At 46.3% G+C, this 20,330-nt stretch carries 19 protein-coding genes; 11 read left to right on the top strand and 8 right to left on the bottom strand.

Translation table 11 applies throughout. The features are described from left to right. Positions 1–64: 64 nt before the first annotated feature. Positions 65–910, top strand: coding sequence for a YitT family protein (locus ACFQZT_RS13170; RefSeq protein ID WP_379300481.1), 846 nt, complete (start codon positions 65–67; stop codon positions 908–910). Here ACFQZT_RS13170 and ACFQZT_RS13165 read toward each other — a convergent pair. Together ACFQZT_RS13165 and ACFQZT_RS13160 are read right to left on the bottom strand one after the other, a co-directional pair. After that, on the bottom strand, positions 907–1,596 hold the full coding sequence (locus ACFQZT_RS13165; RefSeq protein ID WP_379300417.1) for a response regulator transcription factor: 690 nt from the start codon (positions 1,594–1,596) through the stop codon (positions 907–909). The genes ACFQZT_RS13170 and ACFQZT_RS13165 overlap by 4 nt on opposite strands. Before the next feature lie 197 nt (positions 1,597–1,793). Beyond that, positions 1,794–3,158, bottom strand: coding sequence for an ATP-binding protein (locus ACFQZT_RS13160; RefSeq protein ID WP_379300415.1), 1,365 nt, complete (start codon positions 3,156–3,158; stop codon positions 1,794–1,796). A 50-nt stretch (positions 3,159–3,208) separates the two neighbouring features. Between ACFQZT_RS13160 and ACFQZT_RS13155 the strand changes: the two genes are divergently transcribed. Further along, the gene (locus ACFQZT_RS13155) at positions 3,209–4,183 is read left to right on the top strand and encodes a CPBP family intramembrane glutamic endopeptidase (protein ID WP_379300413.1); all 975 of its coding nucleotides are present in this window, start codon (positions 3,209–3,211) and stop codon (positions 4,181–4,183) included. A gap of 21 nt (positions 4,184–4,204) precedes the next feature. Continuing rightward, positions 4,205–5,188, top strand: a complete 984-nt coding sequence (locus ACFQZT_RS13150) for an aldose 1-epimerase (RefSeq protein ID WP_379300411.1) — start codon at positions 4,205–4,207, stop codon at positions 5,186–5,188. A gap of 49 nt (positions 5,189–5,237) precedes the next feature. On the opposite strand, the gene ACFQZT_RS13145 is transcribed toward ACFQZT_RS13150, so the two are convergent. The 6 genes from ACFQZT_RS13145 to ACFQZT_RS13120 all read right to left on the bottom strand — a co-directional run bounded on the left by ACFQZT_RS13145 (position 5,238) and on the right by ACFQZT_RS13120 (position 12,602). Continuing rightward, on the bottom strand, positions 5,238–6,341 hold the full coding sequence (locus ACFQZT_RS13145; RefSeq protein WP_379300409.1) for a GerAB/ArcD/ProY family transporter: 1,104 nt from the start codon (positions 6,339–6,341) through the stop codon (positions 5,238–5,240). 258 nt (positions 6,342–6,599) lie between these two features. Further along, positions 6,600–7,793: a Ger(x)C family spore germination protein gene (locus ACFQZT_RS13140; protein ID WP_379300407.1), complete on the bottom strand. Its 1,194-nt coding sequence runs from the start codon at positions 7,791–7,793 to the stop codon at positions 6,600–6,602. A 46-nt stretch (positions 7,794–7,839) separates the two neighbouring features. After that, on the bottom strand, positions 7,840–9,411 hold the full coding sequence (locus ACFQZT_RS13135; RefSeq protein WP_379300405.1) for a spore germination protein: 1,572 nt from the start codon (positions 9,409–9,411) through the stop codon (positions 7,840–7,842). 95 nt (positions 9,412–9,506) lie between these two features. Beyond that, on the bottom strand, positions 9,507–9,887 hold the full coding sequence (locus ACFQZT_RS13130; protein ID WP_379300403.1) for a YmaF family protein: 381 nt from the start codon (positions 9,885–9,887) through the stop codon (positions 9,507–9,509). Positions 9,888–9,951: 64 nt separating this feature from the next. Next, a complete protein-coding gene (locus tag ACFQZT_RS13125; protein WP_379300401.1) occupies positions 9,952–12,039 on the bottom strand; it encodes an LTA synthase family protein in 2,088 nt (695 codons plus the stop codon). 23 nt (positions 12,040–12,062) lie between these two features. Further along, entirely contained in the window at positions 12,063–12,602 is a 540-nt protein-coding gene (locus ACFQZT_RS13120; RefSeq protein WP_379300399.1) for a GbsR/MarR family transcriptional regulator, read from the bottom strand. Positions 12,603–12,941: 339 nt separating this feature from the next. On the opposite strand from ACFQZT_RS13120, the gene ACFQZT_RS13115 reads away from it, so the two are divergent. The 8 genes from ACFQZT_RS13115 to ACFQZT_RS13080 all read left to right on the top strand — a co-directional run bounded on the left by ACFQZT_RS13115 (position 12,942) and on the right by ACFQZT_RS13080 (position 20,250). After that, positions 12,942–13,877, top strand: coding sequence for a carbohydrate ABC transporter permease (locus ACFQZT_RS13115; RefSeq protein WP_379300396.1), 936 nt, complete (start codon positions 12,942–12,944; stop codon positions 13,875–13,877). After that, positions 13,874–14,692 carry a carbohydrate ABC transporter permease gene (locus tag ACFQZT_RS13110; protein ID WP_379300394.1) on the top strand — a complete coding sequence of 273 codons (819 nt, stop codon included), beginning with the start codon at positions 13,874–13,876 and terminating at the stop codon, positions 14,690–14,692. The genes ACFQZT_RS13115 and ACFQZT_RS13110 overlap by 4 nt, the downstream gene beginning before the upstream one ends. A 30-nt stretch (positions 14,693–14,722) precedes the next feature. Beyond that, complete coding sequence (locus tag ACFQZT_RS13105) at positions 14,723–16,060, top strand: ABC transporter substrate-binding protein (RefSeq protein ID WP_379300392.1); 1,338 nt, start codon at positions 14,723–14,725, stop codon at positions 16,058–16,060. A 70-nt stretch (positions 16,061–16,130) separates the two neighbouring features. Then, a complete protein-coding gene (locus ACFQZT_RS13100) occupies positions 16,131–16,847 on the top strand; it encodes a glycerophosphodiester phosphodiesterase (RefSeq protein ID WP_379300390.1) in 717 nt (238 codons plus the stop codon). An 18-nt stretch (positions 16,848–16,865) separates the two neighbouring features. Then, positions 16,866–17,189: a DMT family transporter gene (locus tag ACFQZT_RS13095; protein WP_379300479.1), complete on the top strand. Its 324-nt coding sequence runs from the start codon at positions 16,866–16,868 to the stop codon at positions 17,187–17,189. A gap of 18 nt (positions 17,190–17,207) precedes the next feature. Further along, positions 17,208–17,891, top strand: a complete 684-nt coding sequence (locus ACFQZT_RS13090; protein WP_379300387.1) for an MgtC/SapB family protein — start codon at positions 17,208–17,210, stop codon at positions 17,889–17,891. Between the two features lie 188 nt (positions 17,892–18,079). Next, the gene (locus tag ACFQZT_RS13085; RefSeq protein ID WP_379300385.1) at positions 18,080–19,483 is read left to right on the top strand and encodes an MFS transporter; all 1,404 of its coding nucleotides are present in this window, start codon (positions 18,080–18,082) and stop codon (positions 19,481–19,483) included. A gap of 74 nt (positions 19,484–19,557) precedes the next feature. Further along, positions 19,558–20,250, top strand: coding sequence for a queuosine precursor transporter (locus ACFQZT_RS13080; RefSeq protein WP_379300383.1), 693 nt, complete (start codon positions 19,558–19,560; stop codon positions 20,248–20,250). Positions 20,251–20,330 lie beyond the last annotated feature (80 nt).

Raw genomic sequence — 20,330 nt, 5'->3', positions numbered from 1 at the left:
GGTGACGAACCCGCAGGTTAATTTGCAACATAAAGAAGCAGCGATTCAAGCTCAACATAAACGAATGACAAAAAGTACCCTGCTTAGGCGCAGCGTATTTCTATTCTTCGGAGCGGCGCTAATGTCCGTTGGTCTGGAAATTTTTCTGGTCCCTAATAAAATTATCGATGGGGGCATAACGGGGATTTCGATTATTTTGTCATATTTGACGAATATGCAGGTGGGGATCTTCCTGACAATCTTAAACCTTCCGTTTCTGTATATCGGATATAAGATGATCGGTAAAACGTTCGCTTTATCTACGCTCTTCGCGATTCTGGTCATGTCGTTGGGTACTTTATTATTACATCCGGTACCGCCGTTAACCATCGATCCTTTGCTGGCAGCCGTATTCGGGGGGATTATTCTTGGCATCGGAGTTGGCATGGTGATTCGATTCGGGGGCTCTCTCGACGGTACGGAAATCATTGCGATATTAACATCGAAAAAGATCCCATTTTCCGTAGGCGAAATTGTCATGTTCTTCAATCTGTTCATTCTGGGCAGCGCCGGTTTTGTTTATAGCTGGGATCGCGCCATGTACTCGTTGATTGCTTATTTCATTGCGTACAAAATGATTGATGTTACGATTGAAGGGTTCGATGAGTCCAAATCCGTATGGATTATCAGCGACCGTTTTCGGCTTATCGGCGAAGCCATTTTGGACCGTTTGGGCCGGGGAGTTACTTATTTGGAAGGGGAAGGCGGGTTCTCCGGTGACAATAAGAAAGTGATATTCTGCGTGATCACCCGCTTGGAAGAGGCAAAGCTGAAATCCATCGTGGAAGAGCTCGATCCTGCGGCATTTCTGGCGGTTGGCAACATCCACGATGTGAAGGGCGGAAGGTTCAAAAAACGCGATATTCATTAGTTATTCTTATCGGAACGATGATTTTCTTCAAATAAGCCGAGATCGCGGATTTTCTGCGCGGCTTCCTTGCTGCTTGAACTTCCCAGCTTTTTCAAGATATGGCCAACGTGAATTTTGACCGTGCGCAGCGAGATAAAAAAACGATTCGCGATTTCCGTCTGCGTATGGCCTTGATCGATCATTTCCAGCACTTGTAATTCAGTCGGCGTAATCAGATCTTTGACCTCTTTAACCTTAAACTCGTGTTCAAGCCGCTTAAGCCGACGGAATTCTTCTCGCATCTGTTCGGCGACAGCGGCATTAATGGACGACTGACGCGCATGCGCCGCGCGAATAACTGCAGGCAGTTCCTCAAACCTTGATTTGATCTGGTAATCAATGGCTCCTGCCTGAAAGGATCGGAATATGAGGTCTTTTTCCTCCATAGAGGTCAGCATAATGACCTTTACACCCCATGCCATAAGGGCTTGTTCCGCTAAACGGATGCCGGCAGGATCTTCTTGCAGCATGATGTCCATGAGTACAACGTCTGCAAGTGGCTCTAGCCCGCGAAAGAGTTCTTGAGCATCTTCGATCGTTGTCGCTGCGGCTGTTACGGTTAAATCCGGCTCCCGATTCAAATAAGCGGATAAGCCGCGCAGCCAGTCACGATCGTCCTCGACGATGGCGATTCTTATTGGTTCCATTCTGCAGACCCTTCTTTCTTATTCTAATCATTGAGAGTTTAAAAAGTCCGCTTTCAGAACCGAGAAGGTTGGATGAAATCCGGAGAAGGAGGAACGGAGCGTAGTGGTTTACTACGTGAGTACCGGACTTCCCGGTTTCATTCAAGATTCGATGTCGAATAACTTCGCTGAAATACTTCGTTATCAAAGTGGACTTTTTAAACTTCCTCTACTAATCGCGTTCCTGGGAAGGTAAGAAATACGCTGGTACCTCTTCCGGGTTCACTGCTGAGCTCCAGGGAACCTCCGTGTTTTTTCATCACGCTATAACAATACGCGAGCCCTAGCCCGAAGTTGTTACGGCTCCCGCTTTTTGTTGTATAAAAGGGCTCCAATGCTTGCTTAAGAACAGTTTTGTCCATACCTGTGCCGGTGTCCCTGACTTCTATGACCATATTCTTCTTGGCCATAAATGCTTTCACGGATAGCTCTCCGCCTTGCGGCATCGCTTCAACCGCGTTCATCAGGACATTCGTTAGGGTCTCGGCGATCTGGATACGATCCAAATCAAGTGATAGATTCGCCGGGACGCTTTGCTTGAGTTTAACGGAAGCAAGGTATGGTGTAATCGGATTCAGTACTTCAGTCAATAGCTCATCAAGTTTCACAGTTGTTGCCTTTAAAGGCAGTTCCTGAGTTTGCTCATGTACCCGTGAGATCATATCACGGATATGCATGGAGGCATGCATGACGACGTCGAGATCCTGCATAAGTTCCGGTTGATTCGTTTCCTCTGCGTACGTCTTCATTTTTTCAAGGAACAGACGCATCTTGCCGACATCGTTTTTAATAGCGTGGTTTAGGATTGCCGTTCCTGATGTAATGGCTCGCAGTGTAGAATCAAGTTTACGACGTTCGATAAGAAGACGGATGCCAAGAAACCCGTATTTGAAAAAGGTATAGATGAAAAAAGGCACGACAAATGCAAGAATCCACGTATGATATACCCACATGCGGTAAAAACCAAAGCTTGGCATGATGTAATTCAGTACGGCCACACAAATAACTGGCGGCAACAGCGCCAGACATGTGAACAAGTGTGTTCGTTTCATGGCGGGCATCCGTTCTTTTTTAATCGCAATCAAAAAGGCCCCGACTACAATATAGGGAACGGCCCAACTCGCCACGAGCGGGAAGGTGATCGGAATTTCATTATTATAACCGGGTGTAAATAGGACACACGCTATGGGCGGCAACATTAATAAAATCGGAAGATAGGAACGCATCTTACGGCTCGGCCAGGTTGAATTATATTGGAGCGCTAGCATAGCGATCGAATAGGGCATGCCATAATAGGATATTAAGGAACTCGCCGCCTGTATGCGATATAAGAGCTCGCTGATCGAAGCGTTCGGAATCGTTTGCCGGATATACGGAATGATATTTTCATCTAAAACAGCCGCGAGCGCTCCAAGCCCGCCAGTGAACACAAAGGCACTCATCCAGCGCATCGTGCTTGATCTGGGATCAATCATGAGCAGCAGCAAAGCGATGATCCATAAAGCGAATAATACGAACAGCATGTTTCCTCCATCAAACGATATTTCTTTTATTGTGTCATGGCAGGGGGCATTTGCACAAGAGTGAACTTCCTCTGGGAATGGCAGGAAATGGGCGCCTTCTCTCGAATAAAGTTGGGGAGAGAGGAGGAGAGACCATCAGCGAGCACAGAGGGACATTCATATCTATCCTTGCTATCGTAGGCAAAGTTCTATTGGCAGCGTTGTTAATTGTCGTGATTACCGTTGTCTTATCCATTGCAGCGGCGGTCATCGCCATCGTAAGGCGGCCTTCATTGGAAGTCGGTATCGCTGTGGTTGCCAAAGACGCATTTTTCATCAAAGCCGCGTTGTGGGCCCAAATTATCGGATTTATAGGCGGTGTGCTAATTGCCTACGCCAGTTTCGAAAGAAGAAAGGGTTGGCGTCTTGGTTTTCACACCCTTCATCTTTGGCGGAGAGCGGGAGAGGGCTTGGCTTCCGGAGCGATACTGATTACGATAAGCTGCGGCCTTATTTGGCTATCAGGCGGAGTCAAACTGCTTGCTTGGCAGTGGAACGGAACGGTCGCTAAGGAATTGCTTTGGGGGTTTGTTCTGTTTATCGGTGTTGCGGTTAATGAAGAGTTGTTTGCTCGCGGCTATTTGCAAGGGCTTGTGAAGATGAGGTTCGGTGTGGTACCGGCAATAACCGTATCCACAGTCGTATTTGCTTTGCTGCACTCCTTAAATCCTGGCATGTGGAATTCTCTTGTACCGATTCTGAATCTCCTGCTGGCCGGATTGCTGTTTGGCGTATGCCGTGAATGGTCTGGCGGATTATGGATGCCGATCGGCATGCATCTTTCCTGGAATTTCTTACAGGGCAACATTTATGGCTTTGACGTCTCCGGCACACAAACCGCTTCGATCGCCAGAATCGAACAAAGCGGATCCGCGGTTCTGTCCGGCGGTTCTTTCGGTGCGGAAGGCAGTCTGATTACAAGTGTAATTTTGCTGCTTGGTATTTTCCTCTTATACAGGTATTATCAGAGAAACAAGATTACATAAATGGATTGGAGAGAGTAAATCATGAGTGCCACCTATGAGATTATTCAAAGCGAGTGGGACGGTGTGCCGACATTCCGGCTTATCGACCGCAAAAGTCATGCCGAGGCTGAGGTCATCCCGGCCGTCGGTTTTCATTTGTTCCGCTTCGATGTGCGAAGCGAGTCCTACATCGCGAAGCCACCTTCGCTGGCGGTGCTTCGCGAACAGTCTTCGCGCTACGGCGTGCCCATTCTGTTCCCGCCTGGGCGCGTCAAATACGCGGCCTTCACCTTCGAAGGCCGCGAATACCGGCTCCCGGCGAATCGGGAGCCGCATCATGCCCACGGCGAGCTGCGCGAGCGGCCGTGGAAAGTCGTGGCCAGCGGCGCAGATCCCGCTGGCGGAGCATATGTCTCCGCGGAGATCGATTTCGCGGAGCATCCGGACATGCTGGCCTACTTCCAGCATGCCGCATGTTTTCGCTTCACGTACCGGCTGAAGGACGGTACGCTGTCGCTCAGCGGCGAGATCGTCAATCGCAGCCCGCTGACGATGCCGCTATCGCTCGGCTTTCATCCCTACTTCGCTTTCGCGAAGGAGGAAGCGAGCCGCGTGCGGGTGGTGATCCCCGCTGCGGCGGAATGGCCGCTCAGTGAGGACGGCTATGCGACAGGCGGTCCGGCGTCTTCGCAGCTGACAGCTGCGCTAAAGCAGGGAGAAGCTGTGACGACGCTGCCGGACTATCCGGGCGGCTCGCAGATGCTGACCGTTGAACCAGGGCCGCAGTCGTGCGAGTTGCACTACGAGGCGAGAGGCACGAAGCTGGTGTTCGACATGGGGGATCGGTTCCCCATTCATGTGTTGTTCACGGCGCCATGGGCCGATGCCGTATCCCTGGAGCCCTACACATCCATCATGAATGTGTTTAATGAACCGTACCCTGCGGAAATGTCCGGAGCTCAAGGCATCGAAGCGGGCGGCACATTCACATTCCAATGGTCGATTCGTGTGGAAGAATCGCATTAATTTTCATTCAAAAAGCCCAAGTGCTGTTTGCCATCGCGCTTGGGCTTTTTCATGTTTCGTTCGCAGGATCGGTTTTATTTCTTTTTCGGAAAACAGCAACGCATAGCAAAAGCAGCGGAATGAGCACCAAAATCGTCGTTATTTCAAACGGTGCGATGGTTTTTAAATAAAATCCTAATTTAGTGAAACTTGGTAACTCCCATAGACTGAACACAACAGATAGGACAGCAAGCAGGAAGACGAAGGGACGGTAATCGGAAAGTCGCAAGCATTGCGTAAAAGAGAGAACGGCCGCATAGAAATAGACACCCATTTTAACGAAGTTTCCGACGACCCACATCGCCAGGAGCAGGGCTTCTAAATTTTCGAAAATATTGCCGACTTTGATATAACGGAAAGCGATTAAAATGGGATAGATTTTGTTACCCGTGTCAGACCCAATTAAAAATAATGTAATTAAATTGACATATGTCATGCTTAGAATGACGGCGCATAATGATATCATACCCCATCTCCTGCCTTTTTCCGGATCAGCCAATTGGGGCAGAAAGAAGGTCATCGCGAAAAATTCGGATACCCAGGCCTCTGGGGTAAAGCTGCCCTTGATCACCGGAATCATCCCATGGCTTAGAATGGGGAAGATGTTTTTTACGTCCATTTCGGGGATAAGCAGCAAAAGAAAAAAAATCGGCAGAATAAAAATAGGCGTTAAAACCACTGCGCTTCTTGCCAACATCTCCGTTCCACCGCGAACGGCAATTGCGAAGAGCAGGGTTATGGACGAAATGATCAAGAGAATCGGGGTTTTAAACAGAAAATTGGCCTTAACAAACTCAGCGTACACCCTGGAAATGATTCCTGTGGAGTGGAGATAATAGAAGAAGTAAACGAGCCCAATGATTTTCCCGAGCAGTTTCCCGACAATTTGTTCGCTGTACTGAATGACAGTTAGCTTCGGATAAAGCTGATGTAACCGGGTTACAACATAGACGGTTATTAAACCTATCAAAGCCGCGAAAATCCCTGTCATCCAGAAGTCATTTTTCGCAAATTGGGCGGCAATGGTCGGAAGCACAAGAAAGCCGGTGGCTAACACGGTCGGGTACATCATGATTCCCAATTGGAAGGCTGAAATTTTCTCTTTCCCCAACATCCTTTTCACCACACTTTGGAATGAATTTCACTCTAGGAGCTCATTGTTCTATCAATCCCTTAAACGGTTTAAAAATTACCTGAAGAAATGATATCGGGCCCGGCGTATTGGGCAGATTCAACATCGACAAAAACCAAACGAGAATGATCAGCGTCAGGAATACGACCCTGTCCTTTTTCGGCTTTTGTTTAAGATTTCGCCATTCAAACCACAAGATCAGCAACACGGCGATTGTCACGCTACAGAAAAAACTCCCTCTCATTTTTCCCTTACCTCTTCAATAGGGACCCCGCCTGGCGAGTTGACAAGTCCGGGTCTGAGTATGTGCGCATCTACTTGAATACTCACGATAACCTTTGGAAATAGCTCCTCCCAATCGTCTTTTCTTTTTTCCCATTCTTTGGGATATTTTCGGTGAAATTCCTTGGCAAAATCAAAAATGTCCGCCTTCAGCCGATGCTGAACCTCATTAAGCGCAGATTGGATACGAGCTTTAACGTCCTGTTGAAACGCATTGTCAAGGATATTTAACAAGTCTGGATTCATAGGATTCATTAAGGAACCGTTCTGAACGATATCTCCTTCCGTATATACTTTTACAGTCATCATCCACGTATCTCCCTCGATTTTCGGTATCAGCCTAACATTCGCTTTTACCGGTTTTAAGGATACGACTCTGTTTTTCTCATCAGCTTTATAGGTGACTGTATATTCTTTGATATCATTATTGATCCACATGACGCCCCGGGTCACCTTTTCCGAAATTTCCCCAATCATTTTATCTTTTTTGAAAACAGAGGTTCCCATGATATAAGGAATCGTTTGAAAGGGTACTGCCGATTTGGCTTCCGGGAGAATATGAATCATTGGAAGTGCAGCCGCTAAAGAATCTCCCTTTAGCATGATGCTTAACTGCTCGTTGGTTACCTGAATGCCAATCTGTAATTCACTTAATTTCCGCAATACTTCGGCTGTGGAGCGCTCAATGGGCGGAAACAATTCAAGTGTATCCGCTGCTTTCCCTTTGCTGACAAACATAAAAGCCCTCTCTCTAGGCTGCGGATGACGAACCAGGAAATCGAATTGTTCCCGAATACCTGATCTCGCAAGCGTCTCGCCGAAAATAAATATTTTACATTGTCCCCAAAACAGTTTCCGCGGAATTAATCGTTGAAGTTTGGATAGAGCTTCAGCTGTATCGTTCCCTTTTTCTGTTCGAATGGTAGTCTTCTTTGCCACTCCGCCTCCGGAACCGCCTCCTCCGGTCCCTCCGCCTCCGGTTTGGTTCTGCGGAATGACGATTTGAACGGTCGTTTGAATGAGGTTGTTCTCAGTCTTGTCCAGGGCTAATACGGAAACAACCGCCAAGTCATTAAGTTCTGTACGGTCCCAGCAACCGCTAAGCAAAAGTAATAAAGGGAGTAGGATAACTGATTTCATCAACATGTTCATGGGGGCGTTTCTCCTTCACCAATTCCAGGGGGATCGACGATTTGATTTATGACTCCCCTCCCTGTTTAGGGCCAGGTTTTTGATTGGCTGCCTGCCGATTCTTGTTATAATCTCCTGTTAAGTGTGGGCGCGAATCCATCATCCACAAAGGAGCCCTGATAAGGACATCTTTCAGTTCGCGTCCCTTTGGAGCCGCAATGGAAGACAAATAAGGAACGCCGAAAGAACGCAAGCTGGCCATATGGAGAACAATGGCAATGAAGCCCATCATGATGCCAAGCAGTCCGAGTGATCCGGCAAGGAATATCAATGGAAAGCGCAGCATTCTTATCGCAATCCCGGCAACATAACGCGGAATCATGAAGGACGAGATACCGGTAATGGCGACCACAATGACCATCGGCGCAGAGACAAGGCCGGCCTGAACAGCTGCCTGTCCGACAACAAGAGCTCCGACAATGCTGACGGCAGAGCCTATTTGTTTGGGCAATCGTACGCCCGCTTCCCGAAGCGCTTCGAAGGTGACTTCCATCATTAGCGCTTCGATTAATGCCGGAAAGGGCACAGCTTCTCTTGAAGACGCCATACTTATCAGCAATGAGCCGGGCACCATCTCCTGATGATAGGTGAGAACCGCCACATAAAGGGATGGAAGAAAAAGAGAGATGAAAGTAAAAATATAACGCAACCAGCGTGTAGTGGTACCGATCCAGAAACGCTGATAATAATCTTCCGGCGATTGCATTAGAGAAAAAAAGGTGATCGGAGCGACTAATACAAAAGGTGTTCCCTCCATCAGAATGGCTATCCGCCCTTCCAGCAGATTACTGCTAACCACATCGGGGCGTTCGGTACTGAGCAGTTGGGGGAAAGGAGAGTAGGGATTATCCTCGATCATTTCCTCGATATATCCGCTTTCCAGAATGCCGTCAATTTGAATGCGACGGAGCCGATTCCTGACTTCTTCTACAAGCGTCTTATCCACGATGCCTTCAACATATGCGATGACGACATTCGTTTGGGTAAAATCGCCGATTTTCATGGATTCCATTTTGAGATGGGGACTCTTAATAATACGGCGTAATTGGGACGTGCTGATCCGCAAAGTTTCAGTAAAGCCTTCGCGCGGCCCCCTGATCCCCCCTTCAGCCACAGGTTCTTCGATACTACGCTTTTCCCATTTGCTCAAGCCTAAAGCAAGACCGCTTGCTTCATTTTCGATGAGCAGGATCGGATTGCCACTCGATAGATACTCGATGCACAAGGTTAAGGTGTTGAATTCATACGCATGAGAAACAGATATTTTTCGGGCGATAAGTTGATGGATAGGGAGGGGTTCTCCGTATTCTTCTTTCATGAGAGGGGCAATAACATACTCCTCGATTCCATCGGCGTTGGCTAATCCTTCGATATAGATTAATAGGGCTTTTGTTTTTCCGCCAATGACAAAGGAGCGGTAGATGACATCCGAACAATTGGCATAAATCGACCGAAGAATTTGCTCGTTTTGCGATAAATCTGAACTGAGTGTATGCTGATCGTCATTTTCTGCGCGCTGTTGTGGAGCATGGTGTTTGATTTGGTTTTTTATAAGTAACTTGAAAAAGTTTCTGATCAAGCCTGCTCCCTCTTTTGGCCGTCCAATTGGGACGAATTTCCTTCGTTGAATTTCTTTTCTTATAGTGAGCGGAATTTTCCTTTTATATACAAAGTCTAACGTTCATATCCAAAACCGATCGTAGAATAACCGGAATAAGTATGTTGATGCAATTCGCGGATCAACCCTTCTTTCTTGGCAGAAGAGACAAGCGCTCCTCCGCGAGAAGTGTTGAACGCGTTATTATCGACGATGCCTTCAAGCAAGTGAATGTGGGTTCCATTCTGTAAGGGGATGGCGGGGCCGGTCGTTCCGCGATAGATATGATAATGACCATATTTAATGCCGGTAATGCCTTGATACTGATGATCATGGCCATCGTAAGCGGTACCGTTATTATTGAAGGTATACAGGCGGATTAAATGATGATGGCGCAGTTCATCAGAGGTTCTCGTGGTGAAAAAATGGACGTGCGCAGGTGGAATCGGGGATCGCATGTGAAAAGCCCCCTTCTCGAATGGATTTGGTTCCATCCTATTCGAAGGGGGCTCGGGTCATGACTTATTGGAGGGTGAACAGGTTCGATTGGCCAATCTTCATTTTTTTATCGTCAATGATCCTTACTTCGACTTGATGCTGTTTATTTGGATCAAGGGCAGAGTCTTCAGGAATGTCCGCATATAACGTATTCGAGCCGTCAAAGCTGGACTTCAACTCAATCCCATCCACGTAGACGCTGCAAGAAGAGAAGAAGTTGGAGCCTTCAATTTGCAGCTTTTTATCTTGCTTCCTGACATTCTTAATGACGGGATCGCCATAACCGAGCGTATAGGACGGCTGCACGATTGTATCTTTATAGCCTATGGCTTCATAGCCGTAGCGGCTTCCAAACAAGTTATCGTATTGCATCATGGCGTAATCGCTAAGATCGCTGGCTTTAATGTTATATTTGTCCCACATGTCGTTCGGCGGAATGACAGGTATCTTTTGCGATAAATTGTACAAGTAGTCGGTATAATAGCTGCCTTGCACGCCAGCCATATGTAGAACGGCTGGTCCGAGAAAGGACGGGCTTATCCTCTGGTTCGGCTTTTCTTGATCGGCGGGCAAGAAGTTATTCCAGATGACAAAAGGCGTAGAGTGAGTTTTGGTGTAAAAGTCAGGATCGTTTGGAAGCAGGTACTTCGTATCACGGTATACTTTATAATTTTCATCTAAGAACGGCATATGATCTCCGAAGAACAGGATGATCGTAGGCTCTGATTGTTTGGAATAGTATTCGACCAGCGTTCGCAGGCATTTGTCCGCATCTTTAATGCCTTGCGCATAGGTTTCCAGCATACCTTTGGAATCGTTAGCCATATTCCCGGTCACATCAATTGTAGTTTTACTGAATTTACCCGGCTTGAAAGGAGCGTGGTTTTCCATCGTATTGGCGAAAATAAAGTCGGGTCCGGGGCTTTTCTCCGTCTCCTCAATAATCTTCTTGGCTACCGCCCGGTCCGCATAGTTCGGTCCCTCAAAATCGTTCGGGAAGAACTCGCTGGAGATAAAGCGGGAAAACCCGAAATGCTTGTACACCTTCCGACTGTCAAAAAACCAACTGAAAAAAGGATTGATCGCAGTAGCTGTATATCCTTGTCTGGTTGTAATGCTGGCGAGCGAGTCTACGCCGTGGTTCATGTACTCGATATAAGGTAAGATCTTGTCGGGTGATTGGCCGAATAAGCGCATGGAATTGCCTGATAAGACTTCAAACTCGACATTCGCCGTGCTGCCTCCGAATTGCGGAGAAAGCATCCAGCCGCTCGTATACGTTTTCTGCAGATTATGTAAAAACGGAATTGGATCTTCACTGAAGCTTACGTTTTTCATAACAGTAGGATCCCAGAACGCTTCGCTCAGCATGACGATAATGTTCGGTTTTTTGCCGCCAACGGCCTTCGTCTCGGGAATTTGATTCAAAATCGATGTAATGGCTTTTTTGCTGTAACCATCCGGCTTGGCGACATCGAGAAATCCGAGCATCTGGACCGAGGATAAAAGGAATCCGTTACTGTCATAGGTGATCGTTTGATCCCAAGGTACTGTATAAATATCGTACATGCTCGTAAAATTAATAGGCTTGTCCATATAAAGACTAGTCGACATCACAACGGCGATTAAAGCATAAACCGTGCGTTCAATCCAAGGGATACGTATCGGACGGCGTCGCAATAGTAAATGAAACAAGATCGCGATCAGCAGGAGAAAACAGGCGACATAGCCGATGATGCGCAGGTTCAAATACTGACTAAGAAAATTACGGTATTCCACGATTTCATTGTGAAACACGAGGTCCCAAGGGTAATAGGGAGCTCCTATCGCTTTCAGTTTAGCCCCGCTAATGGCGCCAAGCGGTAGCAGCGCAGCACAGAGTAACCAGAAAGATAATCGGCTCATTCCTGTGACCGCGATGAGGAAGAGGTAGAGCGTTCCTACTACGAAGTAAGCGAGTACCATGGATAGCGGGTGATTCGTTACCCACTTGTATAATTCTTGATAGGTTCCGCGTTCCAGAAACTCGACCATGAGCATGAGAAGTAAGGGCAGTAAGATAATCATGATTCGCGATGGTAAGCGCTTAAGAATTCGAAGAAATGTCGGCATGGATGAGCTCCTGTTCATTGATATCAGTTTTCACTCGTTGGTTGAAATACTTTTCCTTCTTTAATTTGCTCGACGAAAGTTTGCAGCCAAGCATAGTATTGCGTTGCATGTGCAAGCTTGTGATAATCTTTTAGCGCTTGCTGCCGAACGACTTCCGGGGTATCGATATCCAAAATGAGTTCTTTGAGTTCTGGGCTGACCTCGTCAATCGCGCTTCCCATCACGTCAATTTCGCGCTGCAATTTGGTGGAAAAAAAGTTTTGGAATGCGGTGAAAAAATTACTTTCAGCCTGATACAGATCTTTTCGTTCCTGTTTGTTAGTAAGTTTTATGATCATTTTGGAATCCATTAGAGCGCGAACCGCATAGCTCATATTGCTTTTGCTCATTCCCATCATATCTTTCATTTCTTCCTGGGTCATCGGTCTATCTTCAAATAGCATGATCCCATATAACTTGGCGACGGACGGAGTGATCCCATATAAGTCCATAGTCAATGCAATCGCCTCGATTACTTTTTCCTTGAGCTGCAGTCTTTTATTCGATAGCTGTTCGTCTTGCATCCATTCTCACTTCCCAACCTGCTCAGATTCGTTCGAAAATAATGAATTCGAAATCATTATATAACTTTTATCGCTTTCACTTCTACATTTATTAATATTCAAAATATATTGAATATATAGCGTATATTCCAATTTAAAGCGGATACATTTTGTAAAATTCAAAAAAAATTGAATTTTCGTATTGATTTCTTTCAGAATCCGGTTTATACTGAGCCTACAAGTTAATAAATAGGTTAGAGACATGGAGAAGACCGTTAAGCAGCAGCAATCCTTTTAAAAGGAAATGCTTCTATGTTAATGGTCTTCTTTTGTTTGGTTAAAAAAAGGGGGGCTATACGAATGAACGTTGATGTGGTGCAACATCAAATTAATGCTGCTTCTATAGCAAAGGGGCGCAGATCAAAGGTTTGGGCCAACTATTGGCAGGGGATGCTTTATTTGACTCCCATGCTTCTGCTGATGGTGGTATTTATTTTTTACCCGATTGTGAAAACGCTATATTACAGCTTTTTCTCGACGAATGCCAAAGGTGAGCCTGTGCTGTTCGTAGGTTTGGACAATTATGCGTCCCTGTTAACATCGGACAGTTTTCTCTCGAGTATGAAGTCTACTTTCCTGTACGTGTTGTATACCGTTCCCGTTGGTGTCGGATTAGCCTTGTTTCTTGCCATCATCGCTAGTGAGAAAGTACGCGGAATCGAGTTTTTCCGTGTTATCTTTTCCTCGACGATCGGTGTATCGGTTGCTGCGGGTTCCACCATCTTTATGTTTATCTTTCACCCGAGCGTCGGTTTCTTAAATAACGTGCTGCCCTCACTAGGCATGGAGCCGGTGAAGTGGTTGACCGATACGCATTGGTCATTGATCTCGGTTGCGATTCCGTCCATTTGGATGGGTCTTGGTTTTAACTTCATCATTTTGCTTGGCGGACTGCAGGGCATTCCGGAAGATATGTATGAGAGCGCTACGATTGACGGTGCCGGTTATTGGACGAGGTTATTTAAAATCACATTGCCGATGGTATCTCCAAGCTTATTTTTCGTCGTAATTGTAACCGTTATCAATTCATTCCAGTCGTTCGGGCAAATCGATATTTTAACCCAGGGCGGACCTGCGGAATCTACGAATTTGATCGTATATTCGATCTTTCAAAATGCTTTTATTCATTATAAGTTCGGTTTAGCCAGCGCTCAAGCGATCATTCTGTTTATTCTTGTACTGTTCATCACGCTCATCCAATTCAAGGTTGGAGAAAAGAAGGTGCATTACCAATGAGACCCGCGTTCAAACATTTTTTGCTATACACGCTGCTTGGGATTTCGGCGCTAGTCATCTTTTTCCCGATTCTGTATGCGGTTTTGGCGAGCTTTCTAAGATCGGATCAGCTCTTGGTAGGGAAAATGATTCCGACATCGTTTTCTTTTGAAAATCACATCAAGGCGATCCAAAGCGTTCCGCTCATGAAATTTATGACGAACAGCATTATCGTATCGTCCACCGTTATGATCGGACAAATCATCGTCTGCAGTTTGGCTGCATTTGCCATCGTGTTTATCGATTTCAAAGGCAAGCATATGATCTTCATGCTGCTTATTTCCACGATGATGATTCCGTGGGAAGCGATCATGATTCCGAACTACCTGACGATCGTTCATTTGAATTGGATCAATACATATCAGGGCTTATCGGCTCCATTCTTCGCCCTGGCTTTCGGAACGTTTCTGCTTCGGCAGCATTTTCTGACGATTCCGAAGGATTTGCAGGAATGTGCCGAGTTGGAAGGCTGCGGCCGATTCCGGTTTTTCGCATCGTTCGTTATACCGCTTTCGAAACCGATGATTAGCGCTCTAGGCGTGTATGGATTTTTAACGACCTGGAACATGTACTTGTGGCCGCTTCTTACCACAACGAACAATCAAGTCCGCACGGTGCAAATCGGTTTGAAAATGATGATTTCGCAAGAGACGAGCACGAATTGGTCCGTCGTTATGGCGGGGGTTGTCATTGTGCTTATCCCAACCTTGCTTTTCCTGTTCCTCGGCCTGAAGCAGCTGAAACGCGGCTTAATGGCTGGGGCAGTTAAAGGATAGATTAAACTAATTGATAAAGGGGTAGAAAAAATGAAGAAATGGATGGTATTACTTCTTGTATTCGCTTTAGTCTTATCCAGCTTCGGATGCAGCAATTCTGCGAGTCAAAGCGAACGTTCGGAAGCACGCAAAACGAACGATGGAAAAGTGAAAGTGACATTCTGGCATGCAATGAGCGGTGATCTTGGAAAGCATGTGCAAACCATCGTAGACAAGTATAACGCCTCGCAAAATAAAGTGCAGGTGGAAGCCGTATTCCAGGGCAGCTACGAAGAGGCTTTAACGAAGCTGAAATCCGTAGGTTCTACGTCCGAAGCGCCGACCGTCGTGCAAGTGAATGAAATTGGTACGAAATACATGATCGATAGTGGATTCATTCAACCGGTTCAAGATTTTATCGATAAGGAAAAATATGATATTTCCCAGTTGCAACCAGGAATTTTAGGTTACTACCAAGTTGGCGGCAAGTTGTACTCGCTTCCTTTCAACGCGTCTAACCCTGTTCTTTTCTATAATATTGATAAATTTAAAGAGGCGGGTCTCGATCCGGAGCATCCTCCAAAAACATTCAGCGAGATTCGTGATGCGGCAAAGAAATTGTCCAAGGGTGATGAGAAAGGCTTTTCGATTCTCATTTACAGCTGGTTCATCGAGCAGCTGCTCGCTAATCAAGGGGCGGATTTCGTCGATCAAGGAAACGGCCGTCAAGGAACGCCTGGCAAAACACTGATCAACGGTCCGGAAGGCATGGCTATCTTCAAGTGGCTGGATGATATGAACAAAGACGGATCACTCGGCAACTACGGAAGAAAATGGGATGATATTCTCGCTGCATTCCAAGCTGGAAAAGTGGCGATGTATCTCGATACAACAGGCGATACGACATACAATGTGAAGAACGCGAAGTTCAAGGTAGGTACAGGCTACATGCCGGTACCTGACGGCAAGCAACCTCAAGGCGTCGTCGTTGGAGGAGCTTCGCTCTGGATGATGAAAAACGTTGCCCAAGAGGAAAAAGACGCGGCGTGGAATTTCATGAAATTTATCGCTAAGCCCGAGACGCAAGCGGAGTGGTCATCCAACACCGGGTATTTCCCGATTACGAAAGCGGCTTATGAGCAGAAGTCGCTCAAAGATACGTATGCGACATACCCGCAGTTCTTGGTAGCGGTAGATCAACTGCAAAAAACCAAGCCGTCAACTGCGACGCAAGGAGCTTTAATTACCGTATTCCCGGAAGCCCGTTTGGAAGTCGCGACAGCAATTGAAAAACTGTACGGTGGTCAATCGCCTCAGTCGGTATTGGATGAACTGGCAGGTAAAATTAATAAAATGCTGGAGGAAAGCAAGAAAGTAAACGGCAAGTAGAACTGAAATCAACATGTGCTGATACGGTTCTGCCGTTTCAGCACATATTCATAAAGAAGGGAAGAGCGTTATGATTATTGCCCACAGGGGAGCATCCGGCTATGCACCGGAAAATACGATGGCAGCATTTCAGTTGGCGATGAAGTTGGGCAGCGACGGTATCGAGCTTGACCTGCAGCAGACAAAGGACGGTCATATCGTTATTTGTCATGATGAAGAACTGACGCGCACTACAAACGGTATTGGCCTGATAAAAGATTGCACATTGGATGAACTTCGGCAGTTGGACGCGGGTAGTTGGTACGGTCCCTCGTTTTCGGAGGAGCGCATGCCGACGTTGGAAGAGTTCATGGCGCTTGTTTCAGATACGAAACTCGTCATTAACCTGGAAATTAAAAATATTCCCTTCTATTACGAAGGCATTGAAAAAAAAATTGTTAGCGCGATTGAGAAATTTGACATGTTCGACCGTGTCATCGTCTCTTCTTTCGACCATTATGCATTATGGAAGACAGCAAGCATACATCCGGATGTGAAGTTGGGCGTGTTGTTTGCAACCCGGCTTATCGAGCCTTGGAGTTATGTTGTCGGCTTGCCGTTTTCAGCTTATAGTCTACATCCTGACTTTTCTTTTGTGGATGTAGATTACATACACCATTGCCATGAATATGGTTATAAAGTTTATCCCTACACGGTTAACTCCAGACATTGGTACGAAAAGATGCTTGAGAGCGGGCTTGACGGCGTAATAACGAATTATCCCGATCTCATGAGGCAATATGGTTAAGAAGTGGAGGTGGACGGGATCAGTTGGATATATTTGTCACTCGCCATATTGTTCGAGATTGCCGGAACAACGAGTATGAAATTTTCGCAAGGATTGACGAAGCTTGTTCCTTCAATTCTTATGTTTTTGTTCTATGGCCTGGCTTTTACAATTCTTAGTTTTGCTTTGAAAAAAATCGAAGTCGGAACGGCATACGCGATATGGTCCGGTGTGGGAACGGCTTTGATCGCCACAATTGGGATTTTATTTTTTGGTGAAGGATTTACTCTATCTAAAATTGCGTTTATCGCGTTGATCATGGTTGGAGTGATCGGTCTTAATATCAGTGGTGCTTCCCATTAAAGAAAGGGGGTAACCGGTATGTGGTATGATCCTTATATTAAATTATTTATCGCCTTGCTGCTCGGGTCATTGATCGGTCTAGATCGCCAACTTAAACATAAACCGCTTGGTCTCAAAACGAGTATGGTTATTTCTGTAGCAAGCTGTCTGATTACGATCGTTTCGATCGGATCGGTGCAAGTATATTCCATTCCGGGCCATACCAACATGGATCCGCTTCGGCTTGCGGCGCAAATCGTAAGCGGTGTCGGCTTTATAGGCGCCGGAGTTATTTTGAGGAGAAGCAATGATGTGATATCCGGACTGACGACAGCGGCGATGGTATGGACGGCTTCGGCACTAGGTATCGCAACCGGGGCTGGTTTCTATAAAGAAGCCTTGACCACAGTTGTGCTCGTCATCGCGGCCGTTAACCTTCTTCCAGGTTCCATCAAACTGTTGGGACCGCGCAAACTAAGCGAACGTGACTGGTCTGTGACGATCGTCGTCCCTCAAATCCGGGATATGACCCGGTTGATTGACGAGATTGAAGAAGACGGTATGAGAGTGAAGCATATAAAAATTAACGATGTAAGCGAGGATAAGCAGAAAATTCAGGTGGTGATCTCCGCTTCTGAAAAACGGAGAACGACATCAATATACTACACGTTGAAACAGCTGAATCAGGTGTTTTCCGTTGAAGTAGAAAGCATAAGTTCATAGTTTGAATCCTGGGACGCTTGTATGCGTCCTTTTTTCCATATTGACAACTTAAACTATAACATTTATTATTACAGTTAAAATGTAAACAATAAAATTACAGTTAAGTTGATTTTATTTGTTTTTTCCAGACCGCTTTAAGCCACCATGTGATAAGATGGCTGAGGATAAAGAACTGTGGAGGTGCAACTATGCAAGCTGCAACAGCAACAACCATGGCACAAGAGAGTGTAATAGATGCCAAAAAGGCAGTGCCTTGGATTATTTTTCTTATTTTTTTTGGCGTGTTGAACGAAACGGTTTTCAATGTCTCCACGCCTGAGATCGCGAAGCAATATGCGATCACGCCGACAGGTGTGAGCTGGGTGCTTACGACTTTCATCATTTTCTTCGGCATCGGTTCCGTTATTTACGGCCGATTGTCGGACATCTTCAGCTTGAAAAAGCTGATTGTTGTCGGGATCCTAATTTACAGCGCCGGTTCTATTATCGGCTTTGCCCTGCAAGCATGGTACCCGACTGTCATCTTGGCTAGAGCCATTCAAGGCGCGGGCGCTTCAGCGATTCCAGCCCTGATTATGGTTGTCGTCGCGCGTTACTTTTCTCCGGCAGACCGCGGAAAAATATTCGGTGTTCTAACATCCACGGTATCGTTTGCCATTGCGGTCGGACCCGTGGTCGGCGGATTTATTTCCGGAACGTTCCATTGGACCTTTTTGTTCATCATACCATTGTTTACGTTAATTTCTATTCCGTTTTTCCGCAAAATTTTACCGGATGAACAGGGCAAGAAAGGGAGCGTCGATATCCTTGGAGCTGCCCTTGTCGCTTTTACGGTAGCGGGTCTTATCGTTTACTTGTCATTCCCGCAATGGTATTATCTCGCCATTAGCGTGGTGCTGCTCGTCTGGTTCATTGTTCATATACGCCGGGCCAAAGAGCCGTTCATCGAACCGGCCTTATTCCGAAATCGCCTGCTTCGAGGCGGATTGATCATCGGATTTCTTATCTTTTGCACCGTAATGGGCATCATGTTTGTCATTCCATTGATGCTGGCTTCGGTTAACGACTTGAATACGAGCACGATCGGGCTCATCCTGTTTCCTGGTGCCATTTGTGCCGTCATCTTCGGGACAATCGGAGGCAATCTGGCGGATCGCAAAGGAAATAACTTTGTTGTTTATATCGGTCTTGGCTTGCTGTTCATTAGTCTGGCTGCCATTGCCCTCATGGTCGGCCATTCGCCTTGGTTCGTTTCTGCAGCGCTTTTGCCAACCTATGTCGGTTTCTCATTTGTCCAAACCGCCTTGGCGAACCGTGTTTCATTGACATTGGAACTTCACGAGACCGGTGTCGGAATGGGATTGTTTAACCTGATCAGCTTTATTTCCGGGGCTGTTGGAACGGCGTTGGTGGCCAAATTGATCGATGGCGGGATCATGAACTTCTATACGAATCCGATTTTGGGTTCAACAAAAGCGGTTCCTTACAGCAATCTGCTGCTCATTTTTGCAGCTGTCGTGATCATTAGCAGTTTAGTCTACATGCGCATTTTCGGGAAAAAGTCTACACTGCCTAGTCCCGATAAGTTATAATCAACAACGCTTTGCAAGACAAAGCCGCGGTTCGAGATCTTCCCGCGTTATCAAAACTAGGAGGCTTTCTTCTTATGTTTAATTTTGTATGGGGCATACTGTTTGTCCTCGTTAACTTCGCGTTGTTTCTGATTTGCTATCGCATTTTCGGCAAACAGGGGCTGTATGCGTGGGTCGGCGTGGCGACGGTGCTCGCGAATATCCAAGTGGTCAAAACCATCGACATGTTCGGTCTCGTGATGACACTCGGCAACACGATGTATGGTACCATCTATTTGACGACCGACCTGCTGAATGAAAAATATGGGGAAAAAGATGCCAAGAAAGCCGTCTGGTTCGGCTTCTTCACCCTCATTATGACCATCATCATTATGCAGATGGCTATGGTGTTCAAGCCGCAAGAATCCGATATCGGCCAGTCTTCTCTGGAAACGATCTTCGGGCTGCTCCCGCGCATTGCACTGGGTAGTTTGACAGCATACTTGATCTCTCAATTTTTAGATGTGAGAATCTACACCTATTTGAAAAAAGTATTTTCAGCCCGAAATCAGCTCTGGATTCGGAACAACGGAAGTACAGGAATCAGCCAATTGGTGGATTCATTCGTATTCTGCAGCATTGCATTCGGCGGCATCTACGACTGGAACGTATGGACACAAATTTTCCTGACCACCTACGGCATCAAATTCGTGATCTCCGTTGCTTCCACGCCAGTGCTTTATATAGCAAGAAATTTTGCGAAAAAACCCGAACTCTCATCACAATGAGGGCCGGGTTTTTCTTTGTTTAGAAGAGTTATATGGTTTAAGGAAAAGGGAATCCGGCCTCTGGTTTCATTATTGGAACA

The organism is Paenibacillus sp. GCM10027628 (assembly GCF_042676385.1).
GTDB lineage: Bacteria > Bacillota > Bacilli > Paenibacillales > NBRC-103111 > Paenibacillus_E.
The sequence above is the reverse complement of the archived record's forward strand: the minus strand, read 5'-3'. Positions and strand labels throughout refer to the sequence as shown.

What these genes read in the sequence shown, in the direction of transcription:
- ACFQZT_RS13170 (WP_379300481.1), top strand. Translation starts at nt 65, where the DNA reads ATGACAAAAAGTACCCTGCTTAGGCGCAGCGTATTTCTATTCTTCGGA.
- ACFQZT_RS13165 (WP_379300417.1), bottom strand. Translation starts at nt 1,596, where the DNA reads ATGGAACCAATAAGAATCGCCATCGTCGAGGACGATCGTGACTGGCTG.
- ACFQZT_RS13160 (WP_379300415.1), bottom strand. Translation starts at nt 3,158, where the DNA reads ATGCTGTTCGTATTATTCGCTTTATGGATCATCGCTTTGCTGCTGCTC.
- ACFQZT_RS13150 (WP_379300411.1), top strand. Translation starts at nt 4,205, where the DNA reads ATGAGTGCCACCTATGAGATTATTCAAAGCGAGTGGGACGGTGTGCCG.
- ACFQZT_RS13145 (WP_379300409.1), bottom strand. Translation starts at nt 6,341, where the DNA reads ATGTTGGGGAAAGAGAAAATTTCAGCCTTCCAATTGGGAATCATGATG.
- ACFQZT_RS13140 (WP_379300407.1), bottom strand. Translation starts at nt 7,793, where the DNA reads ATGAACATGTTGATGAAATCAGTTATCCTACTCCCTTTATTACTTTTG.
- ACFQZT_RS13130 (WP_379300403.1), bottom strand. Translation starts at nt 9,887, where the DNA reads ATGCGATCCCCGATTCCACCTGCGCACGTCCATTTTTTCACCACGAGA.
- ACFQZT_RS13125 (WP_379300401.1), bottom strand. Translation starts at nt 12,039, where the DNA reads ATGCCGACATTTCTTCGAATTCTTAAGCGCTTACCATCGCGAATCATG.
- ACFQZT_RS13120 (WP_379300399.1), bottom strand. Translation starts at nt 12,602, where the DNA reads ATGCAAGACGAACAGCTATCGAATAAAAGACTGCAGCTCAAGGAAAAA.
- ACFQZT_RS13115 (WP_379300396.1), top strand. Translation starts at nt 12,942, where the DNA reads ATGAACGTTGATGTGGTGCAACATCAAATTAATGCTGCTTCTATAGCA.
- ACFQZT_RS13110 (WP_379300394.1), top strand. Translation starts at nt 13,874, where the DNA reads ATGAGACCCGCGTTCAAACATTTTTTGCTATACACGCTGCTTGGGATT.
- ACFQZT_RS13105 (WP_379300392.1), top strand. Translation starts at nt 14,723, where the DNA reads ATGAAGAAATGGATGGTATTACTTCTTGTATTCGCTTTAGTCTTATCC.
- ACFQZT_RS13100 (WP_379300390.1), top strand. Translation starts at nt 16,131, where the DNA reads ATGATTATTGCCCACAGGGGAGCATCCGGCTATGCACCGGAAAATACG.
- ACFQZT_RS13090 (WP_379300387.1), top strand. Translation starts at nt 17,208, where the DNA reads ATGTGGTATGATCCTTATATTAAATTATTTATCGCCTTGCTGCTCGGG.
- ACFQZT_RS13085 (WP_379300385.1), top strand. Translation starts at nt 18,080, where the DNA reads ATGCAAGCTGCAACAGCAACAACCATGGCACAAGAGAGTGTAATAGAT.
- ACFQZT_RS13080 (WP_379300383.1), top strand. Translation starts at nt 19,558, where the DNA reads ATGTTTAATTTTGTATGGGGCATACTGTTTGTCCTCGTTAACTTCGCG.